We start from the raw sequence: 16,209 nt of genomic DNA, 5'->3' as shown, positions 1-16,209 counted from the left end.
TTATAGGCCAATTTTCCAATTTATTATTTTCAAATATATAATTGAATTTAATCAGTATCTATTTTATTTAGTCCTTTTATTAATTCTAAAGACATAAAAAAGAGCACCTATTTAGGTGCTCTTTTTAACTTTCAATTAGTTGAAAGTTTTGAAACGATCAGCATCATTAATAAATGCTTTTTCGCCTGCTGGTGCTTCAACTGAACCAAATACTAATTGAGCACGTAATTTCCAAGTTGCAGGCACATCAAATGCTTCAGCTGCTTCAGCATCAACAATCGGGTTATAGTGCTGCAAAGATGCTCCTAAACCAAGCTCTGAAAGCGCAGTCCAAGTTGCAAATTGAGCAATCGCGCTTGAATGTTCAGACCATACTGGGAAGTTATCTGCATATAATTCGAATTGCTCTTGTAAATTTTTAACAACAGCTTGATCTTCATAAAATAAAACCGTACCAGCACCCGCTACAAAGCTATCAATTTTTGTGTTTGTACCAGCAAAAGCTTCTGCAGGAACAATTTTACGTAATGCTTCACGAACTAAATTCCAGAATTTAGCATGAGATTCACCATATAGTGTCACCACACGTGAAGATTGCGAGTTAAAAGCTGAAGGGCTATGTTTAACTGCCTCACGAATTGTCTCTTCAATTTTAGTGCGATCTAATGCAACATTTTTACCAATTGCATAAATAGTACGACGGTTTTTAATTTTATCTAAGAAAGTAGACATTTTGTTATTTCCTACCTATTTGATTGACCATGGGCCGTTGTTTGGGAATGAATACAGTGTATTGAACTCATTTTTTATAATCAGCATTAAAAATATGACAGTTCGTTTTATTTTCGCAACAATAAAAAAAGATATAGATATAAAAAAGCTTCACCATTTAGTGAAGCTTTTTATTGCTGACAACCAATTATTTATCAGTTTCAAACAGCGCAGCGACAAATGATTTAGCCGAGAATGGTCTTAAATCATCAATTTTTTCACCAACACCAATGAAACGAATTGGTACATGGGTACGACTTGCAATATTAAAGAGCACGCCCCCTTTCGCGGTTCCATCTAACTTGGTAATTGTAATACCAGTTAAACCCACAGTCTGGTCAAACTCTTGCACTTGGTTAATCGCGTTTTGCCCTGTACCCGCATCGACGACTAACATAATTTCATGAGGTGCAGTCGCATCAATTTTTTGCATAACGCGCTTAACTTTTTTAAGTTCTTCCATCAGGTTGCTTTTATTATGTAAACGACCTGCTGTATCTGCGATTAATACATCAATTCCCTTAGCACGAGCACTCTCAAAGGCATCAAAAATAACAGAGGCACTATCAGCTCCGTGACCTTGGGCTACAACAGCGATATCGTTACGTTCACCCCAGATCTGTAATTGCTCTGTCGCTGCGGCACGGAATGTATCACCAGCAGCCAACATCACTTTTTTACCTTCACCTTGCAAGCGTTTCGCTAATTTACCAATAGTTGTGGTTTTACCAACACCATTTACCCCAACCATTAAAATCACATAGGGTGATTTATTAGGGTCAATATGCAAAGGCTTAACACGTGGAGCCAACAAAGCAACCAACTCTTCTTGTAAAGCTTTATAAAGAGAGTGGGAATAGATCAAATCACCACGAGCAGTTCGCTCTGTTAAATTGGTAATGATCGTTTTAGTTGCCTCAACACCAATGTCTGCAACTAATAATTGCTCTTCGACTTCTTCGAGTAATTCATCGTCAATTTCCTTTCCACCGATCAGAATATTGACCATTCCATCAGCGAAATTACGACGAGTTTTGGTTAAACCTTCTTTCATCCGGCCAAAAAAACCAGATTTTGGTTGTTCAACCGCTGTTTCTGTTGAAGCCGATTCAACTTTGGCTAATTCAATGTTTTCTTGTGATTTAACAGGAGATTCAACGATGGGAACATCGATAGCAGGTAAATTAGGTAATGTGACATCGTCATCACCGATCTCAGCATCTATCAAGAATTTATTTTGCATATTCGATTGTTGCTCCATGCGGATTCCTTGAAAAGCAGCGCGTTTAAAAAGAGAAAGTTTAGCATAAATTCAAAATTTTGCCTGCCACAATAGTGCTCAAAAAGCTTTGGAAACCAAGATTTAGCCTGATTAACCCAATTACTGAGTATCTTCCTGAGCGAGTGCCGGATATTGCTTAATATGAGCACCCTCAAATTGGTAAGCATGCATTAACTTTAAATACTCAGCTCGATGAATTTCTGACTGAGCTATAAGCAACTCAGCCATGTCTTGAGTTCTTGGGTAAGTAGCCTGATGAGAAAGTTGTACAATTCGTTGATATTGATCCGGACTAATAGGCCGAAGTAATGCTAAATATGACAGCACAAAAATACAGCCAATGACAATAACCACAAACAGGTTAAAACATTGATCAACTTTTAACTCAGACTTTAATTTAAGAAAATTTTGTTTGAATATGAGCATGACCTACCTCGAATTAGTGTAGTGTAGGGTTCAATGCACATAAGCACAAGATCAAACATCCAGTAAGGTTAATAATCGTACCTTACTGGATAATATGCTTAACTTATTAGTGAACGAATGACGGAAAAGTATAAAATTGCCGCAATAATAACCAAGACTAAAAACATGGCAAAAATACTTAACCCTTCTTCTGCATCTGCTGGATGCAACTCGTCTTCATCGGCAATTTTTCGAAGCTCCCCATCATAAACTTGATAAAACCAGTTTTTTTGGGTGGGTTCTAAATGTCCTGCAAAATCAAATACCCTTTTGCGCTGCGCAAGACAATAATCCCCTAAATGGATTTCCTGATGAAAGATAGCTTCATCTAATAATTTACGGTGATAATGGGCCAGTTCTATGATTTGTTCCTCTTTAGGCGGAGTATCAAAAACAAAGCCATCGATTGTATTTGTCATATTTTATTCTCCTTGTCTTTTATTCTCATATTGATTTTAATCAAAATTATTTGTGAATAATGTTTAATCATGTATCCTAATAGTGAACTAAGCGATATACACTAATAGTTGACAAATCCATCAATTTGTAATATTAGTTTAATAATTCTAAGTTAAATTAATTTAAAGGCAGTGGCCTTTAGAAAAAAGTAATCATAATTACAATAAGGAGTTTTCTATGATTCAACGTATCTCTCATCATGATTTAGAACATGTATATGCAACTGCAGTAAACACAATTCATTCTCAAATGAACTTTCAAGATGCAGTTACACAGTTAGAAGAAGTTGCTCGCGCTGGGCACGGTAAAGCTGCTCTATTCTTAGCAGAATTGTATTATCAAGGTTTCCGTGTTGAACGTGACTCACTTAAAGCACAATATTGGCAAAAGTTAGCCACAATGCAAGCATAAAGAAACGTCACTTAGGTGGCGTTTTTTTTATGCCTGTAAAAAACTTTCTATAAATATAATTCACTACGCACTTCGTGCGTCTTGCGCCAACCAAAGCTATAATCGCTTTGTCTTGCTCAGGTGGTCTTTTCTTTAACTGTGAATATTTGTTTACGATTTGATACCTGTTTAAACTGAAATGTCATCTATTTTTTCTATAATAAGCAAGACAAGTTAAGAACCATTAAATTGACAATGAATAGTTTAAGTAATCTACAACCGGTTTCAAAAGACTTGATGATTAAGATTTATATATTAAGAACCATGATGTACTGCGGAGTTCTTTGGGGATTATTTCATCAAGGTTGGGCAATTAAATCGGATAATGAAGATTTTATCTTTCCTTTCTGGCTCAATGGATTGCAAGCTCACCGCTACGCCAAAGAACATTGGCCACATTACAAACCAAGAAGAATTACCCCCAAAGATTTTCATGAATCTTTATTGCCAACATTAACCAGACTCAACGTTACACCGGCTTTGTTTAATTCTTCTCATAGGAAGTTGAAATTATCTACTCAGCAAATGCACCATTTCTTTTTTAAACATCCGCACTGGCAAGAAGCCTAAAGTTTTCTTTAGGTTCTTAACCACTATTAGAATGCTTTTTGAACGCTTGAGTGTAAAACTTGTATTTGAATGACTATCAAGTCTTTGCATTTTTATAAAATCAAGCTAATTTAAAACAAAATGATAAAACACGGGATAGAAGAAATGACAATCGTTGCACAAGTAATCAAAAACAAATCAGAGCAAGATATTTTTACAATTTCTCCAGAAGCCACTGTCCTTGAAGCCATTAAGATCATGGCTGACAAAGGAATTGGTGCGTTAGTCGTAGCCGATGGTGAAAAAGTTGTCGGAATTTTATCTGAACGTGACTACACGCGAAAAGTGACGCTTATGGAACGTTCTTCATATAGCACTACAGTCGCTGAAATTATGACATCTAAAGTACTTACTGTAAGTTTAAACAACACAGTTGAAGAGTGTTTACAGTTAATGACAGATCGCCACTTACGTCATTTACCAGTATTGGACAATGAAAAATTAGTTGGTTTTATCTCTATCGGTGACTTGGTAAAAGCAGCAATGGAAGATCAGAAAAACTTAATTGAACAGTTAAAGCAGTATATCTCTGGTTAATGCTTTGAAATAAAAAAAATGGGCACTTAATGTGCCCATTTTTATACTAAAACTTAAAGATAGCTATTAATCAAAGTAACTAAACGTTCTAACAAGTCATCGGCCTGTGCTTGAGTCATATTAATAGGCGGTAATAGACGAACTACCGAACCTGCTGTAACGTTGATAATAAGCTTATGTTCATCACGAGCAATAGCAACGAGTTCAGCACAGTCTTTAGGTAATTGAATACCAATCATCACACCAAAACCACGCACTTGAACATTCTTGTCAGCTAACTTTGCACGAAGTTGATCAACAATATAGCGTCCTACCACCGCCGCATTTTCTACAGCATTCTCTTTTTGAATTGTATCAATGACTGTGTAAACCACACGAGAACCTAGTACAGTACCACCATAGGTAGAACCATGACTACCAGGTCCCAATAAACCAACAGCTTTACCTTGTGTCATTACAGCACCTACAGGGAAGCCATTTCCGAGTCCTTTCGCAGTCGTGAGGACATCAGGCACAATGTTGGTGTGCTGATATGCAAAATATTTACCAGTACGCCCATTACCTGTTTGAATTTCATCTAGCATCATAAGCCAGTTATGCTGATTACAAATATTGCGAACTTCTTCAAGATAGCTAAAGCCTTGAGGAGCGGTATTAATACCACCCTCACCTTGAATTGGCTCAATCAAAATTGCAACAATATCTGGATGCTGCAAAGCGGCTTCCTGAATTGCTTCCACGTCACCAAATGGCACACGAATAAAATCATTCACTAAGGGAGCAAATCCATCTTGTACTTTTTTATTACCCGTTGCTGAAAGTGTTGCCAAAGTACGACCATGAAATGATTGCTCTGCCACAATAATTTTTGGCAAACGTACACCTTGTTGGGTACCAAATTTACGAGCAATCTTAATCGCACCTTCATTTGACTCAGCACCACTGTTTGAAAAGAAGATCTCTTCCATGCCAGAAACCTCAGCAAGCTTCTGAGCAGCGGCAGTTTGCCAAGGGATTTCAAATAAATTACTTGTGTGCACAAGTGTTGCAGCTTGTTCAGCAATTGCTTCTGCAATGACTGGATGCGCATGACCCAAACCACATACAGCAATACCAGTTAAGGCATCTAGATATTCTGTACCATCTTCAGTATATAGATATGCCCCTCGGCCTCGTACAAAACTGATCGATTGGCGACCATAAGTAGCCATTAAGTGTGATGGTTGATCAGGTTGTATTGGAGCTAGGGTAATATCAGTCATAACGAACTCTGTCTGTATGAGGTTTTAAGAAGGGTTTATATAAGCAAAAACTGGCTCTGATGAAAAGTCTCATCAATCATTTATCTAAAATTTCGTCTGCTTTTCGCTATCACTTCGGTTTATACAATAAAATATTGAAGATTCAATGCAACTTTAAGTAATCAGGTGGTTTGCAAAGCGATGTAAACACCCCCTATAATGCTGCTAGATTAGTTGAGGATCTATTTATGACTGAACAAGCACGTGATACTGAAGCGTTAATCCGCGATCAAATTGCGAAGCATCCCGTTTTACTTTACATGAAAGGCACTCCACAGTTTCCACAATGTGGTTTCTCTGCACGTGCTGTAGAGGCGCTCAGTCAAATTGGTCGTCCATTTGCATATGTAAATATTTTGGAAAATCCTGATATTCGTGCAATCTTACCAGCAATTGCGAATTGGCCTACATTCCCGCAACTTTGGGTAAATGGCGAACTTATTGGCGGTAGCGATATCATGCTTGAAATGTTCCAAAATGGTGAATTAAAACCATTAGTTGAACAATATAGCGCAGCGCCAGAAGCGTAAATAATAAAAAAGCCAATCAATAGATTGGCTTTTTTATGCTCGCAACTTTAAAAATCGCTCACTCCAACATAGCGAAATAAACCCTCCACACCTAAATCAGATTTTAAAACAATCAGATTCTCATAAGGTGTCGTAGTTAGAGCTTCAAAAATATTCATATTTGGATCTTCGTGTAACTCATCCACACTCTGATTCATGCACTCTTCAAATCGATCTGCAACAAATTCGAATCCCAAATCCATAGCAATAAATAAAGTATGTTCACATGGCTGAACGTATTGCTCTTGTGCCCAGTCAATTATCGCTTGTTTGCAAAATGGGCACTCAATATTCGTAGAGGCATCGTTAAGTTCTATCAATTGATAAGGCATTAGATTTGAAAAGTAGAGAAAAATATAGTGTAGAAGAAATTGATTAATAGTTCTATAGACAACCCATAAACCCAATTAAAACACACACATTAAAATTACAACGTAATTACAATGTAATTTCAAATTTATCTCCAGTAATTAGATAATGAATTTATCTCCTGCTTACAAAAAATTTAGTATAAGAATTATCGTTGCAAAAATAATGATGTAAAATCATGGTTGTTGCAGAAATAGGATATTTTAATGCTCACTGATCTTGATGATTTTTATTGTTTTGCTCTCGTTGTTGAGCATGGTGGCTTTAGTGCTGCTGAGCGTGTAACGGATATACCAAAATCAAAATTAAGTCGTCGTGTGTACAGCTTAGAAGAAAATTTAGGCGTTCGCTTAATCCAACGTAGCTCTCGTCATTTTGCCGTTACAGATATTGGAATGGATATTTATAGACATGCTCAAGTCATGATGAATGCTGCACAAGCTGCTCATGATCTGGTTGATCATTTAAGTATTCAACCTAGAGGTGTGGTGAAGGTTAGTGTGCCCGTTGATATTGCTCAAAATCAACTTCCTAAAATCCTACCTGCTTTCTTAAAAAAATATCCTGAAATTCGTTTGCAACTTATGGTCAGTAACCGCCGAGTGGATGTCATTAATGAAGGGATTGATATCGCTTTACGTGTTCGCTCAAAACTAGATGACGATCCAAGTTTAGTTCTTAGACAGTTTGCCCTTATAGAACAAAGTTTATTCGCAAGTCAGGCATATTTAAATGAGTTTGGGGATATAAAAAACCCAGAGCAGCTCAGTGAACATCGCATTTTAAGCTTATCTGAAGAACATCTTGATCAACAGTTCATTTTGCATGGACCTGACACTCAACAAAAGAAAGTCAAAGTGAGCCCGATTGTAATGGGCACAAACATACACATGTTGGCTCAATTGGCTAGTCAGAACTGTGGTATCGCATTATTGCCAGAGAGTGCAGCAGAAGATTTCCTGAAGTCTGGGCAACTTCTACAAATCTTACCAGACTGGAAAGCACCTCATGGAATATTACATGCTGTATATCCATCACGCCGAGGATTACTACCTGCTGTTCGAGTATTCATTGACTATTTAGTAGAACATCTTTCTGAGCGTTAAAATAAAAAAGTTCGATGAATTATCGAACTTTTTTTATATTTTTTAAATTGCAGGATAATTTCCCACACCTTCTGGCCATGGTGTTAATAGTTCAAAGCCAGTATCTGTTACTGCAACCATATGTTCCCATTGAGCAGATAACGAAAGATCTTGAGTAATGACTGTCCATCCATCATTTAACTCTTTCACTTGCGGCCTACCTGCATTCACCATAGGCTCAATGGTAAAGACCATACCTTTCTTTAAGACCAAACCTTGCCCACGCTGCCCATAGTGCAAAACATTGGGTTGTTCATGATAGACCTTACCAATCCCATGTCCACAGTACTCTCGAACAATACTATAGCCTTCTCGGTGAGCAACCGATTGAATAGCATAACCAATATCACCCAATGTAGCTCCTGGCTTAACTGTATGGATACCAGCAACCATCGCTTCATAAGTTGTATCAACAAGTTTTTTTGCTTGTGGGTTTACATTACCCACAAAATACATGCGGCTCGTATCACCAAAATAACCATCTTTAATTATTGCGACATCAATATTAATAATATCGCCATCTTTTAAGATTTTATTCGGCGATGGTATTCCATGGCAAACAACTTCATTGACTGAAGTGCATATCGTTTTTGTAAAACCGTGATATCCCACATTAGCAGGAATAACTTTTAAATTATTTACAATATAATCATTACAGAGGTTATCTAAATATTCAGTAGATACGCCCGGTTTAATATAGGCCTCTATCATTTCTAAAACTTGCGCAGCCAAGCGTCCAGAAATTCTTAATTTTTCCAGATCTTGTTCAGTTTTAATGGTAACAGTAGAAGCTCTCATTCAATTCTATCCTCGCAGACAAGAAACATGCCCGTCCCTACAAAACCTAAGGTTATTCAAAATATTTTAGGATGAATATAAGTCAGACCAAAAGCCTAAAATGCTTAAATATTCAGCATTCATAGTAAAAGTTTATCTTTTTATTCTTACATATTTTTTATAAAAAGTCAGAACTTAAAAAGAAGTTCTTTTGTCCTTTTTATGGCTTTTCAAGCACATACTTTAACCAAACAATCGCGTATAACACCATATATCGTTTTAACCACCCGAAAAAAAGCTTTTTCACATAAATTAGCGCTTGAACATGATTACTTTTGCTCTAAAATTCCTTCTTTTTTATTCACTTTTAATTTATGCAACATCTTCGTACTGGAGATATTATTGCCTTAGGTTTTATGACCTTTGCCCTTTTTATTGGTGCTGGCAATATTATCTTTCCTCCCATCGTCGCTCAACAAGCTGGTGAACATGTCTGGTTAGCTGCACTAGGCTTCTTGATTACGGCTGTCGGCTTACCTGTAATTACCATTATGGCTCTCTCTCGTATGCAGGGATCCATTGAAATTATTAGTTCTCCCTTAGGTCGAGTAGCAAGCCTGATTTTAACTGTTGTTTGTTACTTATCAGTCGGACCTCTATTTGCTACCCCACGTACAGCTACTGTTTCTTATGAAATTGGTTTTTCCTCTTATTTTGGAACCTCAAGTAGCAGTCTTCTAATCTATAGTGCAATCTATTTTTCATTTGTAACTGTAGTTTCACTTTATCCAAACAAGCTTTTGGATACAGTTGGACATGTACTTGCACCACTAAAAATTATCGCTTTAGCAATTTTAGGAATTGCGGCGGTCATGATTCCTACGGGTTATGTTCCTGCACCGATTAATCAATACGTTGCGTCTCCTGTTTCCGAAGGTTTCGTAAACGGCTATCTCACCATGGATACCTTAGGTGCCTTGGTATTTGGTATTGTGATTATTCAAGCGATTTACTCTCGCGGTGTAACCGACAAGAAGCTAGTTACTAAATATGCAATTATTGCCAGTCTCATTTCAGGTGTTGGTCTTACTTTAGTTTATTTAAGCTTATTCAAATTAGGTTTAGGTAGCCATGAAGTAGCACCAAATGCAGCAAATGGTGCAGTAATTTTACATGCATATGTTCAGCATGCTTTTGGAAATATGGGTTCATTATTCTTAACTGGCCTCATCTTTTTAGCATGTATGGTTACAGCAATTGGCTTAACTTGTGCGTGTGGTGAGTACTTTGCTCAGTTAACGAAATTACCATATAAGCTTTTAGTCTTTATTTTAGTTGGTTTCTCTTTCATTATTTCTAATCTTGGATTAACTAAACTGATTGCTATATCAGTACCTGTCTTAAGTGCAATCTATCCACCTGCAATTGTGGTGATTATGCTGAGCTTCTTTTGGAAATTTTGGCACAAACCTTCTTTTATTGTCGGTTCAGTAACGAGTATTGCTTTAATTTTCGGTATTATTGATGGTCTTAAAGTTGCAGGTTTCAGCGATTATTTACCTGAATTTTTTCAACATTTACCTCTAAACGAACAAAACTTAGCATGGTTGATCCCATCTTTAGTTGTTCTTGTAATTACCGTAATTATCGACAAAGTTAAATTCAAAAACATTTAATTTAGTGGCTTTTTTTGAAATCGAGTTTTATCCAAACATGATTTTATATATTGAATAAAATGCTGTGTTTACCCAACCAGCATTTTATTTCCACACTAGCTTTTAATGACAAATCAACAATAGATATAATTAATTTTTACTGTAAAATTACACTAAAATAATTTTTAGCTTACTCAGGAAAGAAGAGCAACAATGAAAACTAAATATTACTTAACATTAGCAGATGCAGAGTTTTTAATGGAAGAAGCTCAAAAATACGCAATTGAACACAACTTTAAAGTCAGTATTGCAATTGTTGATGAAACAAGCTCTCTATTACTCATGAAACGTTTAGATGGCGCCTCTCCTTTAAGTTCACATCTATGCTTAGAAAAAGCGAAATGCTCTTCAATATCAGGTAGACCCTCAAAGTTTTACGAAGAACTTCTGCAAAGTGGACGTCTTGGTTTTTTAAGTATGCCCCGCGCTCAAGGGATGCTAGAAGGTGGAAAACCTATTCTTTATGAAGGTCAAACTTTAGGTGCTATTGGTGTATCAGGTGTTCAATCTTTTGAAGATGCAGAAATTGCTCAACACGCAATTGACACATTTTTTAAAAAGCAAAATAGCTAAAATAAAATGATAGGAAAGAGAAATTATTACACTTTTCACTTAAATAATCTCTCTTTCCTAAAAGAATAAGTATTTCATACAAAAATATTTAATATTTACTTTTTTAATACCTTAAGCTTTTATAAATATAGAGGTTTTTATAAAACTGCTCAAAAAAATTGCTATTCGCTATTGAATTGTATGAAAAATAGAAGTACAACATTAAACTTAAAACAAATTCTTGACTAAAACATTAGGTTTTAGTACCACCACAAGGAGGGATGGAGATGTTATCATTACATTTCAACAAACAAGTCTTCATTAACACTCTGAACAGCAAAGATTCAGTTGTGTATGGAGTAACGCCGCTTGCTCTTATGCTGACTTTGCTGTTTCAAGGTATGATCAAAGGAAATCTGAAACCCGAATACTTTATGTATGCGATGGTTGTTTCTTTCATATTTTGTCTGTGGGCCTTTGTCGATCATAAGATGCGAAAATTAGCTAAACGACGTCTTAGTCAACAATAATTGTAAGATTAAAAAATGGATGAGTGATCATCCATTTTTATATACCTAAAAATAAAAAAATTGTTCCCATAACTAAAATAGCTGTAGCTAATAATTCAGCAATAATCAATGCAACCATCATTAAAGACATTAACCATGAAGGCAGGTTAAAACGACCTAACCGATGAGGTTGTTTAAATTGATTTGTCGTGTCCTGTAAGTACCCATGTACGATATAAACTAAAATTGAAAAACTAAAAAACAAGAGGTTTGTTAACACACACCACAAAGTAATATTTTCGCTTAAAACAGTAAAATAACTTAGCACAGCAAGAATTAAGCTAGCAGATGCGTAAAGTAAGCTACTTCGATGAGCAATATCGACATAATAATGTGCACGACTCAATTCCGAACGGCGTATTTGCCAATATTTCCATACCCCTGTTAACATTCCTATCCATAAAAATATGCCACTAAAAACAATCGCTAACTGTACAGCTTTTGGTAAATCCATCTTTTTCCCAATTATTCGTTTTATTAAAATTTAATGAGCTGTATAGCATAAATCCTGACTTTATAGTCACATTTTAATCAAGTATCATTTTAGAACTCATGTAAATTAAAGTGATCAACAAGCTAATCATTACGTAATATTATGGATAACACTTTTGAATCATTTTGGATAACCTGTGAAGATGGTTATCAACTTGCTGCACAATTTTATCCAGCTGAATCAAAAAAATCAGCAAATCCTGTTTTGATTTGCCCAGCTACTGGTATTACCAAAAATTTTTATCATTCTTTTGCTACATGGTTAAGCCAACAAGGTTATGAAGTATTAAGCTTTGATTTCCGTGGAATTGGAGACTCATTGCATGGACCTTTAAAGCAAAGCGATGCAAGTATTAATGATTGGGGAACGCTTGATATTCCTTGTGCAATTGATGCTTTATTAAAAAAAACACAAGCAGAACAAGTTACTCTTCTTGGCCATAGTGCTGGTGGGCAACTGTTAGGAATTGTGCCTAATTTTCGCAAAGTAGCAAAAGTTGTTGCGATAGCAGGTTCTACTGGCAACGTAAAAGGTCTTAAAGGTAAAACCAAGTTTTTGGCACCTGTCATGTTTAAGGTTATCTTTCCAATTTCTAGTACTTTAAAAGGTTATGGCGCTACTCAATTTATTGGGATGGGTGAAAACTTGCCTAAAAAAGTTGCTCAACAATGGAGAGAGTTTTGTAGCAACCCAGGCTATGTAAAAAATGCCATAGGTAAAACTGTCTTTCAGGATTTTCATACTGAGATTATTTGCCCGATTACTTCGATTTGGGCAAGTGACGATGAAATTGCCACTCAACATAACGTTGAAGAATTATTAAGTTTATATCCTAATGCATCTACTAAAATGCTAGAGCTAAACCCTCTAAAACTCGGATATAAATCAATCGGACACATGTTAATGTTTAAAAAATCACATCAAAAGATCTGGCCTCTTTTAGAGCAAGAAATTCAATACTAATTTTCAATTCATCATTTACTTTTTGCCTCTATACCAGTAATCCGGTTTAGAGGTTTTTTTTATTATTAAAACGCCCTGCTCTTTTATAAAATAATCTTATTAAATTTATAGTTATCATAAGATAAGTAAAATATATTCGACATTCACTTCTTTGTATTAAAAACGAGCATTTTTTACGTAAATACGTCGATATAGCTTTAAAGTTCTGCTATGGTAATTTATCTGAAGCTGTTGTTTAAAAACGGTTAAACTAACCTATTTTAATACAAACAGCTTCTTTTTTTCTGTTTTAGCTAAAGCCAAAGAAATTGTTCAAGGATAATTATGCTAGCACTAGAGCCTCAACATATTCATATGAATCAACATGCTGTTGATAAACAACATGCATTACAGTGTCTAGTAGATATATTAGTGAAAGATGGGTTGGTTACTCCTGACTATATAACAGGACTGATCAACCGCGAACAGCAAAGTGCGACCTATTTAGGTCAGGGAATTGCAATCCCCCATGGGACTCCTCAATCACGAGAATTTATTTTAAAAACTGGTATTCGTTTAGCCCATTTTCCAGAAGGAATAATATGGGATGGGGAAAATACGATTTATTTAGCTGTTGTTATTGCAGCAAAATCTGATGAACATTTACAAGTATTACAAATATTAACTAGAGCGTTAATGCAGGATGTAAGTGAACAAGTAAAAAATGCATCAAAACCTGAACAAATTATTGAACTATTACAAGCTCAACCATTATCTTTAACACTACATGAAAATTTAATTCAAACTGAAATTGAAGCTCAGGATATTGAAGATTTGTTTTGGGCAGCAACTCAAGTCCTTAAAAAACAGAATTTCGTAAAATGCGGTTTTTTAAGTTCTCTAGATCCAGAGCAAGTCATTCAGTTGCAAGACCAGATCTGGTCTGTTTCTAGTAATCAGTTTGTTCAACAACCCGCTATTAGTATTGTAAAACCACGTCATCCTTTAGATGTAAACGGGCAGAAACTAAATACTTTAGTCTGTGTTGCTGCAAATGATCAGTTAGATAGCCAAAGATTTAATCGGCTGATTGATATTTTATTTAATCCAGAACAAGTTGCACAATTAGATCAAACCCAAGCACCAAATGAAATTGCTAAAATTATTGGTGCGGAAGTGATTCCCGATTGGCCAAACCGTTCAGTTGTATTGGCCAATGCACATGGATTACATGCCAGACCTGCGACTCATTTAGTGAACTTAACAAAAACTTTTCAAGGCGATATTCAAGTTGCAGTAGATGAAGGTAGTTTTTTTTCAGCTAAGAGTTTGACTCGCTTATTGGCTTTAGGATGTAAACGAGGTCAAACTTTACGTTTCATTGCAGAACCGGGAACAGATGCAGTAGAAGCTTTAGATAAAGTAATTTTGGCAGTACAACAAGGCTTAGGGGAAGAAATTGAACCGCTACTCTCTTCAGATACCAAAGAAGACCAAACACCTCAAACAATAACATCATTACCAAAAACATTGAGTACAAATACAGGTATTCCAGCTTCTAGTGGCTTAGCTTTTGGCCCAGTACATGTCATTAAACCTAAAGTTTATCAATATGAACGTATGGGTTTAAGTGTTAAAGCTGAGAAAGAGAAACTTGATATTGCTCTTCATGCAGTTAAAAACAATATTCACCAAGTGATTGCGAAATCTGAAGCTTCTGAAATTAAGCAAATATTCCAAGCACATTTAGAAATGTTGGATGACCCCGATCTCATTAATGGTGTTTATCAAAAGATTAACTTAAATCTTTCTGCCCCTGCTGCTTGGCATGAACATATTGAAGTAGCAGCTAAAGAGCAAGCGGCTTTACCAGACCGTTTACTGGCTGAGCGTGCTACAGACTTACGTGATATTGGCGATCGGGTTTTAGCTCAACTCTGCGGTGAAGTTATCATCGAAGAACCTAAAGAGCCTTATATCCTAATTATGTATGATGTGGGACCAAGTGATGTGGCTCGCCTCAATAAAGATCGTGTTGCTGGTATTTTAACAGCTGTTGGCGGTGCAAGTGCCCATAGCGCTATTGTTGCTCGTGCTTTAGGTATTCCTGCCATTGTTGGTGCTGGGGATCAAGTATTGGACATTGAGCAGAAAAGCTCTCTTCTAATTAACGGAGACACGGGAGCTTTCGTTTTAAATCCAACTACTCAACAAATCGAACACGCAAAACAAGAACGTGAGCTGCAACAAAAAATTCGTGAAGAGGCTGAACGCCACTGCCAAGAACCTGCGATTACTTTAGATCAACATCAGATCGAAATTGCAGCCAATTTAGGAAAAGTTCAAGCCACAGCCCACGCAGTGGAATGTGGCGCGGAAGCAATTGGCCTACTTAGAACAGAGCTTGTTTTTATGGCTCATAGCAGCGCCCCAAATGAGGCAGCCCAAGAAGCAGATTATCGGGTTGTATTAGATGCACTTGCTGGTCGCCCTCTCGTAGTACGCACTCTAGATGTGGGAGGCGATAAACCTCTGCCTTACCTACCGATTGCAGAAGAAGAAAATCCGTTTTTAGGACTAAGAGGCATTCGCTTAACCTTAAGACGGCCTGAGCTATTACGTCAACAGCTTACTGCTTTGCTTAAAGCCGCAGATGATCGCCCTTTAAGAATCATGTTCCCAATGATTGGCCGTGTAGAAGAATGGCGTGCTGCTAAAGCAATTCTTGATGAAGTAAAAGCTGCATATACATGTGCGAACTTACAAGTTGGCATTATGATAGAAGTTCCTTCTGCCGCATTACTTGCTCCTATTCTTGCTCAAGAAGTGGACTTTTTCAGTATTGGAACAAATGACTTAACTCAATATACCTTAGCTATTGACCGTGGCCATCCTATCCTCTCTGCTGAAGCAGATGGTCTGCATCCAAGTATTTTGCAATTGATTGATCAAACAGTAAAAGCTGCACACAAACATGGCAAATGGGTAGGAATATGCGGTGAACTAGCGGCTGATCCAAAAGCTGTACCTATTCTTATGGGATTAGGTGTAGATGAACTCAGTATGTCACCGAATAGTATTGCCTTGGTAAAAGCACAGATTCGTACACTAAACTACAGCCAAGCTCAAATACTTGCACAGCGTGCACTTGAATGTGATAGCGCCCCTGCTGTACGTCAGTTATCCGAACAAGAACTGTAAAGA

The 16,209-nt window shown here is 36.6% G+C and carries 18 protein-coding genes; 10 read left to right on the top strand and 8 right to left on the bottom strand.

Features of this window, described 5'->3' with window-relative positions; translation table 11 throughout:
• Positions 1 to 135: 135 nt before the first annotated feature.
• The 4 genes from ACB088_RS05335 to ACB088_RS05320 form a co-directional block, all read right to left on the bottom strand.
• Positions 136 to 732, bottom strand: coding sequence for a nitroreductase family protein (locus ACB088_RS05335; protein ID WP_004643073.1), 597 nt, complete (start codon positions 730 to 732; stop codon positions 136 to 138).
• A 187-nt stretch (positions 733 to 919) separates the two neighbouring features.
• The gene (gene ftsY / locus ACB088_RS05330) at positions 920 to 2,032 is read right to left on the bottom strand and encodes a signal recognition particle-docking protein FtsY (RefSeq protein WP_375038219.1); all 1,113 of its coding nucleotides are present in this window, start codon (positions 2,030 to 2,032) and stop codon (positions 920 to 922) included.
• 120 nt (positions 2,033 to 2,152) lie between these two features.
• Positions 2,153 to 2,479, bottom strand: coding sequence for a hypothetical protein (locus ACB088_RS05325; RefSeq protein ID WP_004643075.1), 327 nt, complete (start codon positions 2,477 to 2,479; stop codon positions 2,153 to 2,155).
• Between the two features lie 98 nt (positions 2,480 to 2,577).
• Positions 2,578 to 2,937, bottom strand: coding sequence for a hypothetical protein (locus ACB088_RS05320; protein WP_005046658.1), 360 nt, complete (start codon positions 2,935 to 2,937; stop codon positions 2,578 to 2,580).
• A 217-nt stretch (positions 2,938 to 3,154) separates the two neighbouring features.
• Here ACB088_RS05320 and ACB088_RS05315 point away from each other — a divergent pair, with 217 nt between their 5' ends.
• The 3 genes from ACB088_RS05315 to ACB088_RS05305 all read left to right on the top strand — a co-directional run bounded on the left by ACB088_RS05315 (position 3,155) and on the right by ACB088_RS05305 (position 4,573).
• On the top strand, positions 3,155 to 3,388 hold the full coding sequence (locus ACB088_RS05315) for a hypothetical protein (protein WP_003652111.1): 234 nt from the start codon (positions 3,155 to 3,157) through the stop codon (positions 3,386 to 3,388).
• Between the two features lie 234 nt (positions 3,389 to 3,622).
• Entirely contained in the window at positions 3,623 to 3,997 is a 375-nt protein-coding gene (locus ACB088_RS05310; protein ID WP_005040064.1) for a DUF2750 domain-containing protein, read from the top strand.
• 144 nt (positions 3,998 to 4,141) lie between these two features.
• Positions 4,142 to 4,573, top strand: coding sequence for a CBS domain-containing protein (locus ACB088_RS05305; protein WP_003652114.1), 432 nt, complete (start codon positions 4,142 to 4,144; stop codon positions 4,571 to 4,573).
• A 53-nt stretch (positions 4,574 to 4,626) separates the two neighbouring features.
• Here ACB088_RS05305 and ACB088_RS05300 read toward each other — a convergent pair whose 3' ends face one another.
• A complete protein-coding gene (locus tag ACB088_RS05300) occupies positions 4,627 to 5,835 on the bottom strand; it encodes an aspartate aminotransferase family protein (RefSeq protein ID WP_375038218.1) in 1,209 nt (402 codons plus the stop codon).
• A gap of 227 nt (positions 5,836 to 6,062) precedes the next feature.
• Between ACB088_RS05300 and grxD the strand changes: the two genes are divergently transcribed.
• Positions 6,063 to 6,404: a Grx4 family monothiol glutaredoxin gene (gene grxD, locus ACB088_RS05295; protein WP_004643080.1), complete on the top strand. Its 342-nt coding sequence runs from the start codon at positions 6,063 to 6,065 to the stop codon at positions 6,402 to 6,404.
• Between the two features lie 47 nt (positions 6,405 to 6,451).
• Here grxD and ACB088_RS05290 read toward each other — a convergent pair whose 3' ends face one another.
• Positions 6,452 to 6,775: a hypothetical protein gene (locus ACB088_RS05290; protein ID WP_005040058.1), complete on the bottom strand. Its 324-nt coding sequence runs from the start codon at positions 6,773 to 6,775 to the stop codon at positions 6,452 to 6,454.
• A 243-nt stretch (positions 6,776 to 7,018) separates the two neighbouring features.
• Here ACB088_RS05290 and ACB088_RS05285 point away from each other — a divergent pair, with 243 nt between their 5' ends.
• Positions 7,019 to 7,918 carry a LysR family transcriptional regulator gene (locus tag ACB088_RS05285; RefSeq protein WP_375038217.1) on the top strand — a complete coding sequence of 300 codons (900 nt, stop codon included), beginning with the start codon at positions 7,019 to 7,021 and terminating at the stop codon, positions 7,916 to 7,918.
• Between the two features lie 42 nt (positions 7,919 to 7,960).
• Here ACB088_RS05285 and map read toward each other — a convergent pair whose 3' ends face one another.
• Entirely contained in the window at positions 7,961 to 8,755 is a 795-nt protein-coding gene (map, locus tag ACB088_RS05280) for a type I methionyl aminopeptidase (RefSeq protein ID WP_017392243.1), read from the bottom strand.
• Positions 8,756 to 9,108: 353 nt separating this feature from the next.
• Here map and brnQ point away from each other — a divergent pair, with 353 nt between their 5' ends.
• From brnQ to ACB088_RS05265, 3 genes are all read left to right on the top strand, one after another.
• Positions 9,109 to 10,410 (top strand): branched-chain amino acid transport system II carrier protein, encoded by a 1,302-nt coding sequence (brnQ, locus tag ACB088_RS05275; RefSeq protein ID WP_375038216.1) that lies wholly within the window; start codon positions 9,109 to 9,111, stop codon positions 10,408 to 10,410.
• 192 nt (positions 10,411 to 10,602) lie between these two features.
• Positions 10,603 to 11,022 carry a heme-binding protein gene (locus ACB088_RS05270; RefSeq protein ID WP_375038215.1) on the top strand — a complete coding sequence of 140 codons (420 nt, stop codon included), beginning with the start codon at positions 10,603 to 10,605 and terminating at the stop codon, positions 11,020 to 11,022.
• Between the two features lie 266 nt (positions 11,023 to 11,288).
• Positions 11,289 to 11,531: a hypothetical protein gene (locus ACB088_RS05265; RefSeq protein WP_004643085.1), complete on the top strand. Its 243-nt coding sequence runs from the start codon at positions 11,289 to 11,291 to the stop codon at positions 11,529 to 11,531.
• A 37-nt stretch (positions 11,532 to 11,568) separates the two neighbouring features.
• Here the strand turns inward: ACB088_RS05265 and ACB088_RS05260 are convergent, their stop codons facing one another.
• A complete protein-coding gene (locus ACB088_RS05260) occupies positions 11,569 to 12,024 on the bottom strand; it encodes a hypothetical protein (RefSeq protein ID WP_375038214.1) in 456 nt (151 codons plus the stop codon).
• Positions 12,025 to 12,165: 141 nt separating this feature from the next.
• On the opposite strand from ACB088_RS05260, the gene ACB088_RS05255 reads away from it, so the two are divergent.
• Together ACB088_RS05255 and ptsP are read left to right on the top strand one after the other, a co-directional pair.
• Entirely contained in the window at positions 12,166 to 13,026 is an 861-nt protein-coding gene (locus tag ACB088_RS05255; RefSeq protein ID WP_375038213.1) for an alpha/beta fold hydrolase, read from the top strand.
• A 324-nt stretch (positions 13,027 to 13,350) separates the two neighbouring features.
• Positions 13,351 to 16,206 carry a phosphoenolpyruvate--protein phosphotransferase gene (gene ptsP / locus ACB088_RS05250; RefSeq protein WP_375038212.1) on the top strand — a complete coding sequence of 952 codons (2,856 nt, stop codon included), beginning with the start codon at positions 13,351 to 13,353 and terminating at the stop codon, positions 16,204 to 16,206.
• The last annotated feature ends 3 nt before the right edge of the window (positions 16,207 to 16,209 follow it).

This window comes from Acinetobacter sp. RW6, assembly GCF_041956835.1.
Classification (GTDB): Bacteria; Pseudomonadota; Gammaproteobacteria; order Pseudomonadales; family Moraxellaceae; genus Acinetobacter; species Acinetobacter calcoaceticus.
This window is presented reverse-complemented; position numbering and strand designations above follow the sequence as displayed.

Excerpts from the sequence above, each read along its gene's own strand:
- ACB088_RS05335 (WP_004643073.1), bottom strand. The coding sequence starts at position 732 with ATGTCTACTTTCTTAGATAAAATTAAAAACCGTCGTACTATTTATGCA.
- ftsY (WP_375038219.1), bottom strand. The coding sequence starts at position 2,032 with ATGGAGCAACAATCGAATATGCAAAATAAATTCTTGATAGATGCTGAG.
- ACB088_RS05325 (WP_004643075.1), bottom strand. The coding sequence starts at position 2,479 with ATGCTCATATTCAAACAAAATTTTCTTAAATTAAAGTCTGAGTTAAAA.
- ACB088_RS05320 (WP_005046658.1), bottom strand. The coding sequence starts at position 2,937 with ATGACAAATACAATCGATGGCTTTGTTTTTGATACTCCGCCTAAAGAG.
- ACB088_RS05315 (WP_003652111.1), top strand. The coding sequence starts at position 3,155 with ATGATTCAACGTATCTCTCATCATGATTTAGAACATGTATATGCAACT.
- ACB088_RS05310 (WP_005040064.1), top strand. The coding sequence starts at position 3,623 with ATGAATAGTTTAAGTAATCTACAACCGGTTTCAAAAGACTTGATGATT.
- ACB088_RS05305 (WP_003652114.1), top strand. The coding sequence starts at position 4,142 with ATGACAATCGTTGCACAAGTAATCAAAAACAAATCAGAGCAAGATATT.
- ACB088_RS05300 (WP_375038218.1), bottom strand. The coding sequence starts at position 5,835 with ATGACTGATATTACCCTAGCTCCAATACAACCTGATCAACCATCACAC.
- grxD (WP_004643080.1), top strand. The coding sequence starts at position 6,063 with ATGACTGAACAAGCACGTGATACTGAAGCGTTAATCCGCGATCAAATT.
- ACB088_RS05290 (WP_005040058.1), bottom strand. The coding sequence starts at position 6,775 with ATGCCTTATCAATTGATAGAACTTAACGATGCCTCTACGAATATTGAG.
- ACB088_RS05285 (WP_375038217.1), top strand. The coding sequence starts at position 7,019 with ATGCTCACTGATCTTGATGATTTTTATTGTTTTGCTCTCGTTGTTGAG.
- map (WP_017392243.1), bottom strand. The coding sequence starts at position 8,755 with ATGAGAGCTTCTACTGTTACCATTAAAACTGAACAAGATCTGGAAAAA.
- brnQ (WP_375038216.1), top strand. The coding sequence starts at position 9,109 with ATGCAACATCTTCGTACTGGAGATATTATTGCCTTAGGTTTTATGACC.
- ACB088_RS05270 (WP_375038215.1), top strand. The coding sequence starts at position 10,603 with ATGAAAACTAAATATTACTTAACATTAGCAGATGCAGAGTTTTTAATG.
- ACB088_RS05265 (WP_004643085.1), top strand. The coding sequence starts at position 11,289 with ATGTTATCATTACATTTCAACAAACAAGTCTTCATTAACACTCTGAAC.
- ACB088_RS05260 (WP_375038214.1), bottom strand. The coding sequence starts at position 12,024 with ATGGATTTACCAAAAGCTGTACAGTTAGCGATTGTTTTTAGTGGCATA.
- ACB088_RS05255 (WP_375038213.1), top strand. The coding sequence starts at position 12,166 with ATGGATAACACTTTTGAATCATTTTGGATAACCTGTGAAGATGGTTAT.
- ptsP (WP_375038212.1), top strand. The coding sequence starts at position 13,351 with ATGCTAGCACTAGAGCCTCAACATATTCATATGAATCAACATGCTGTT.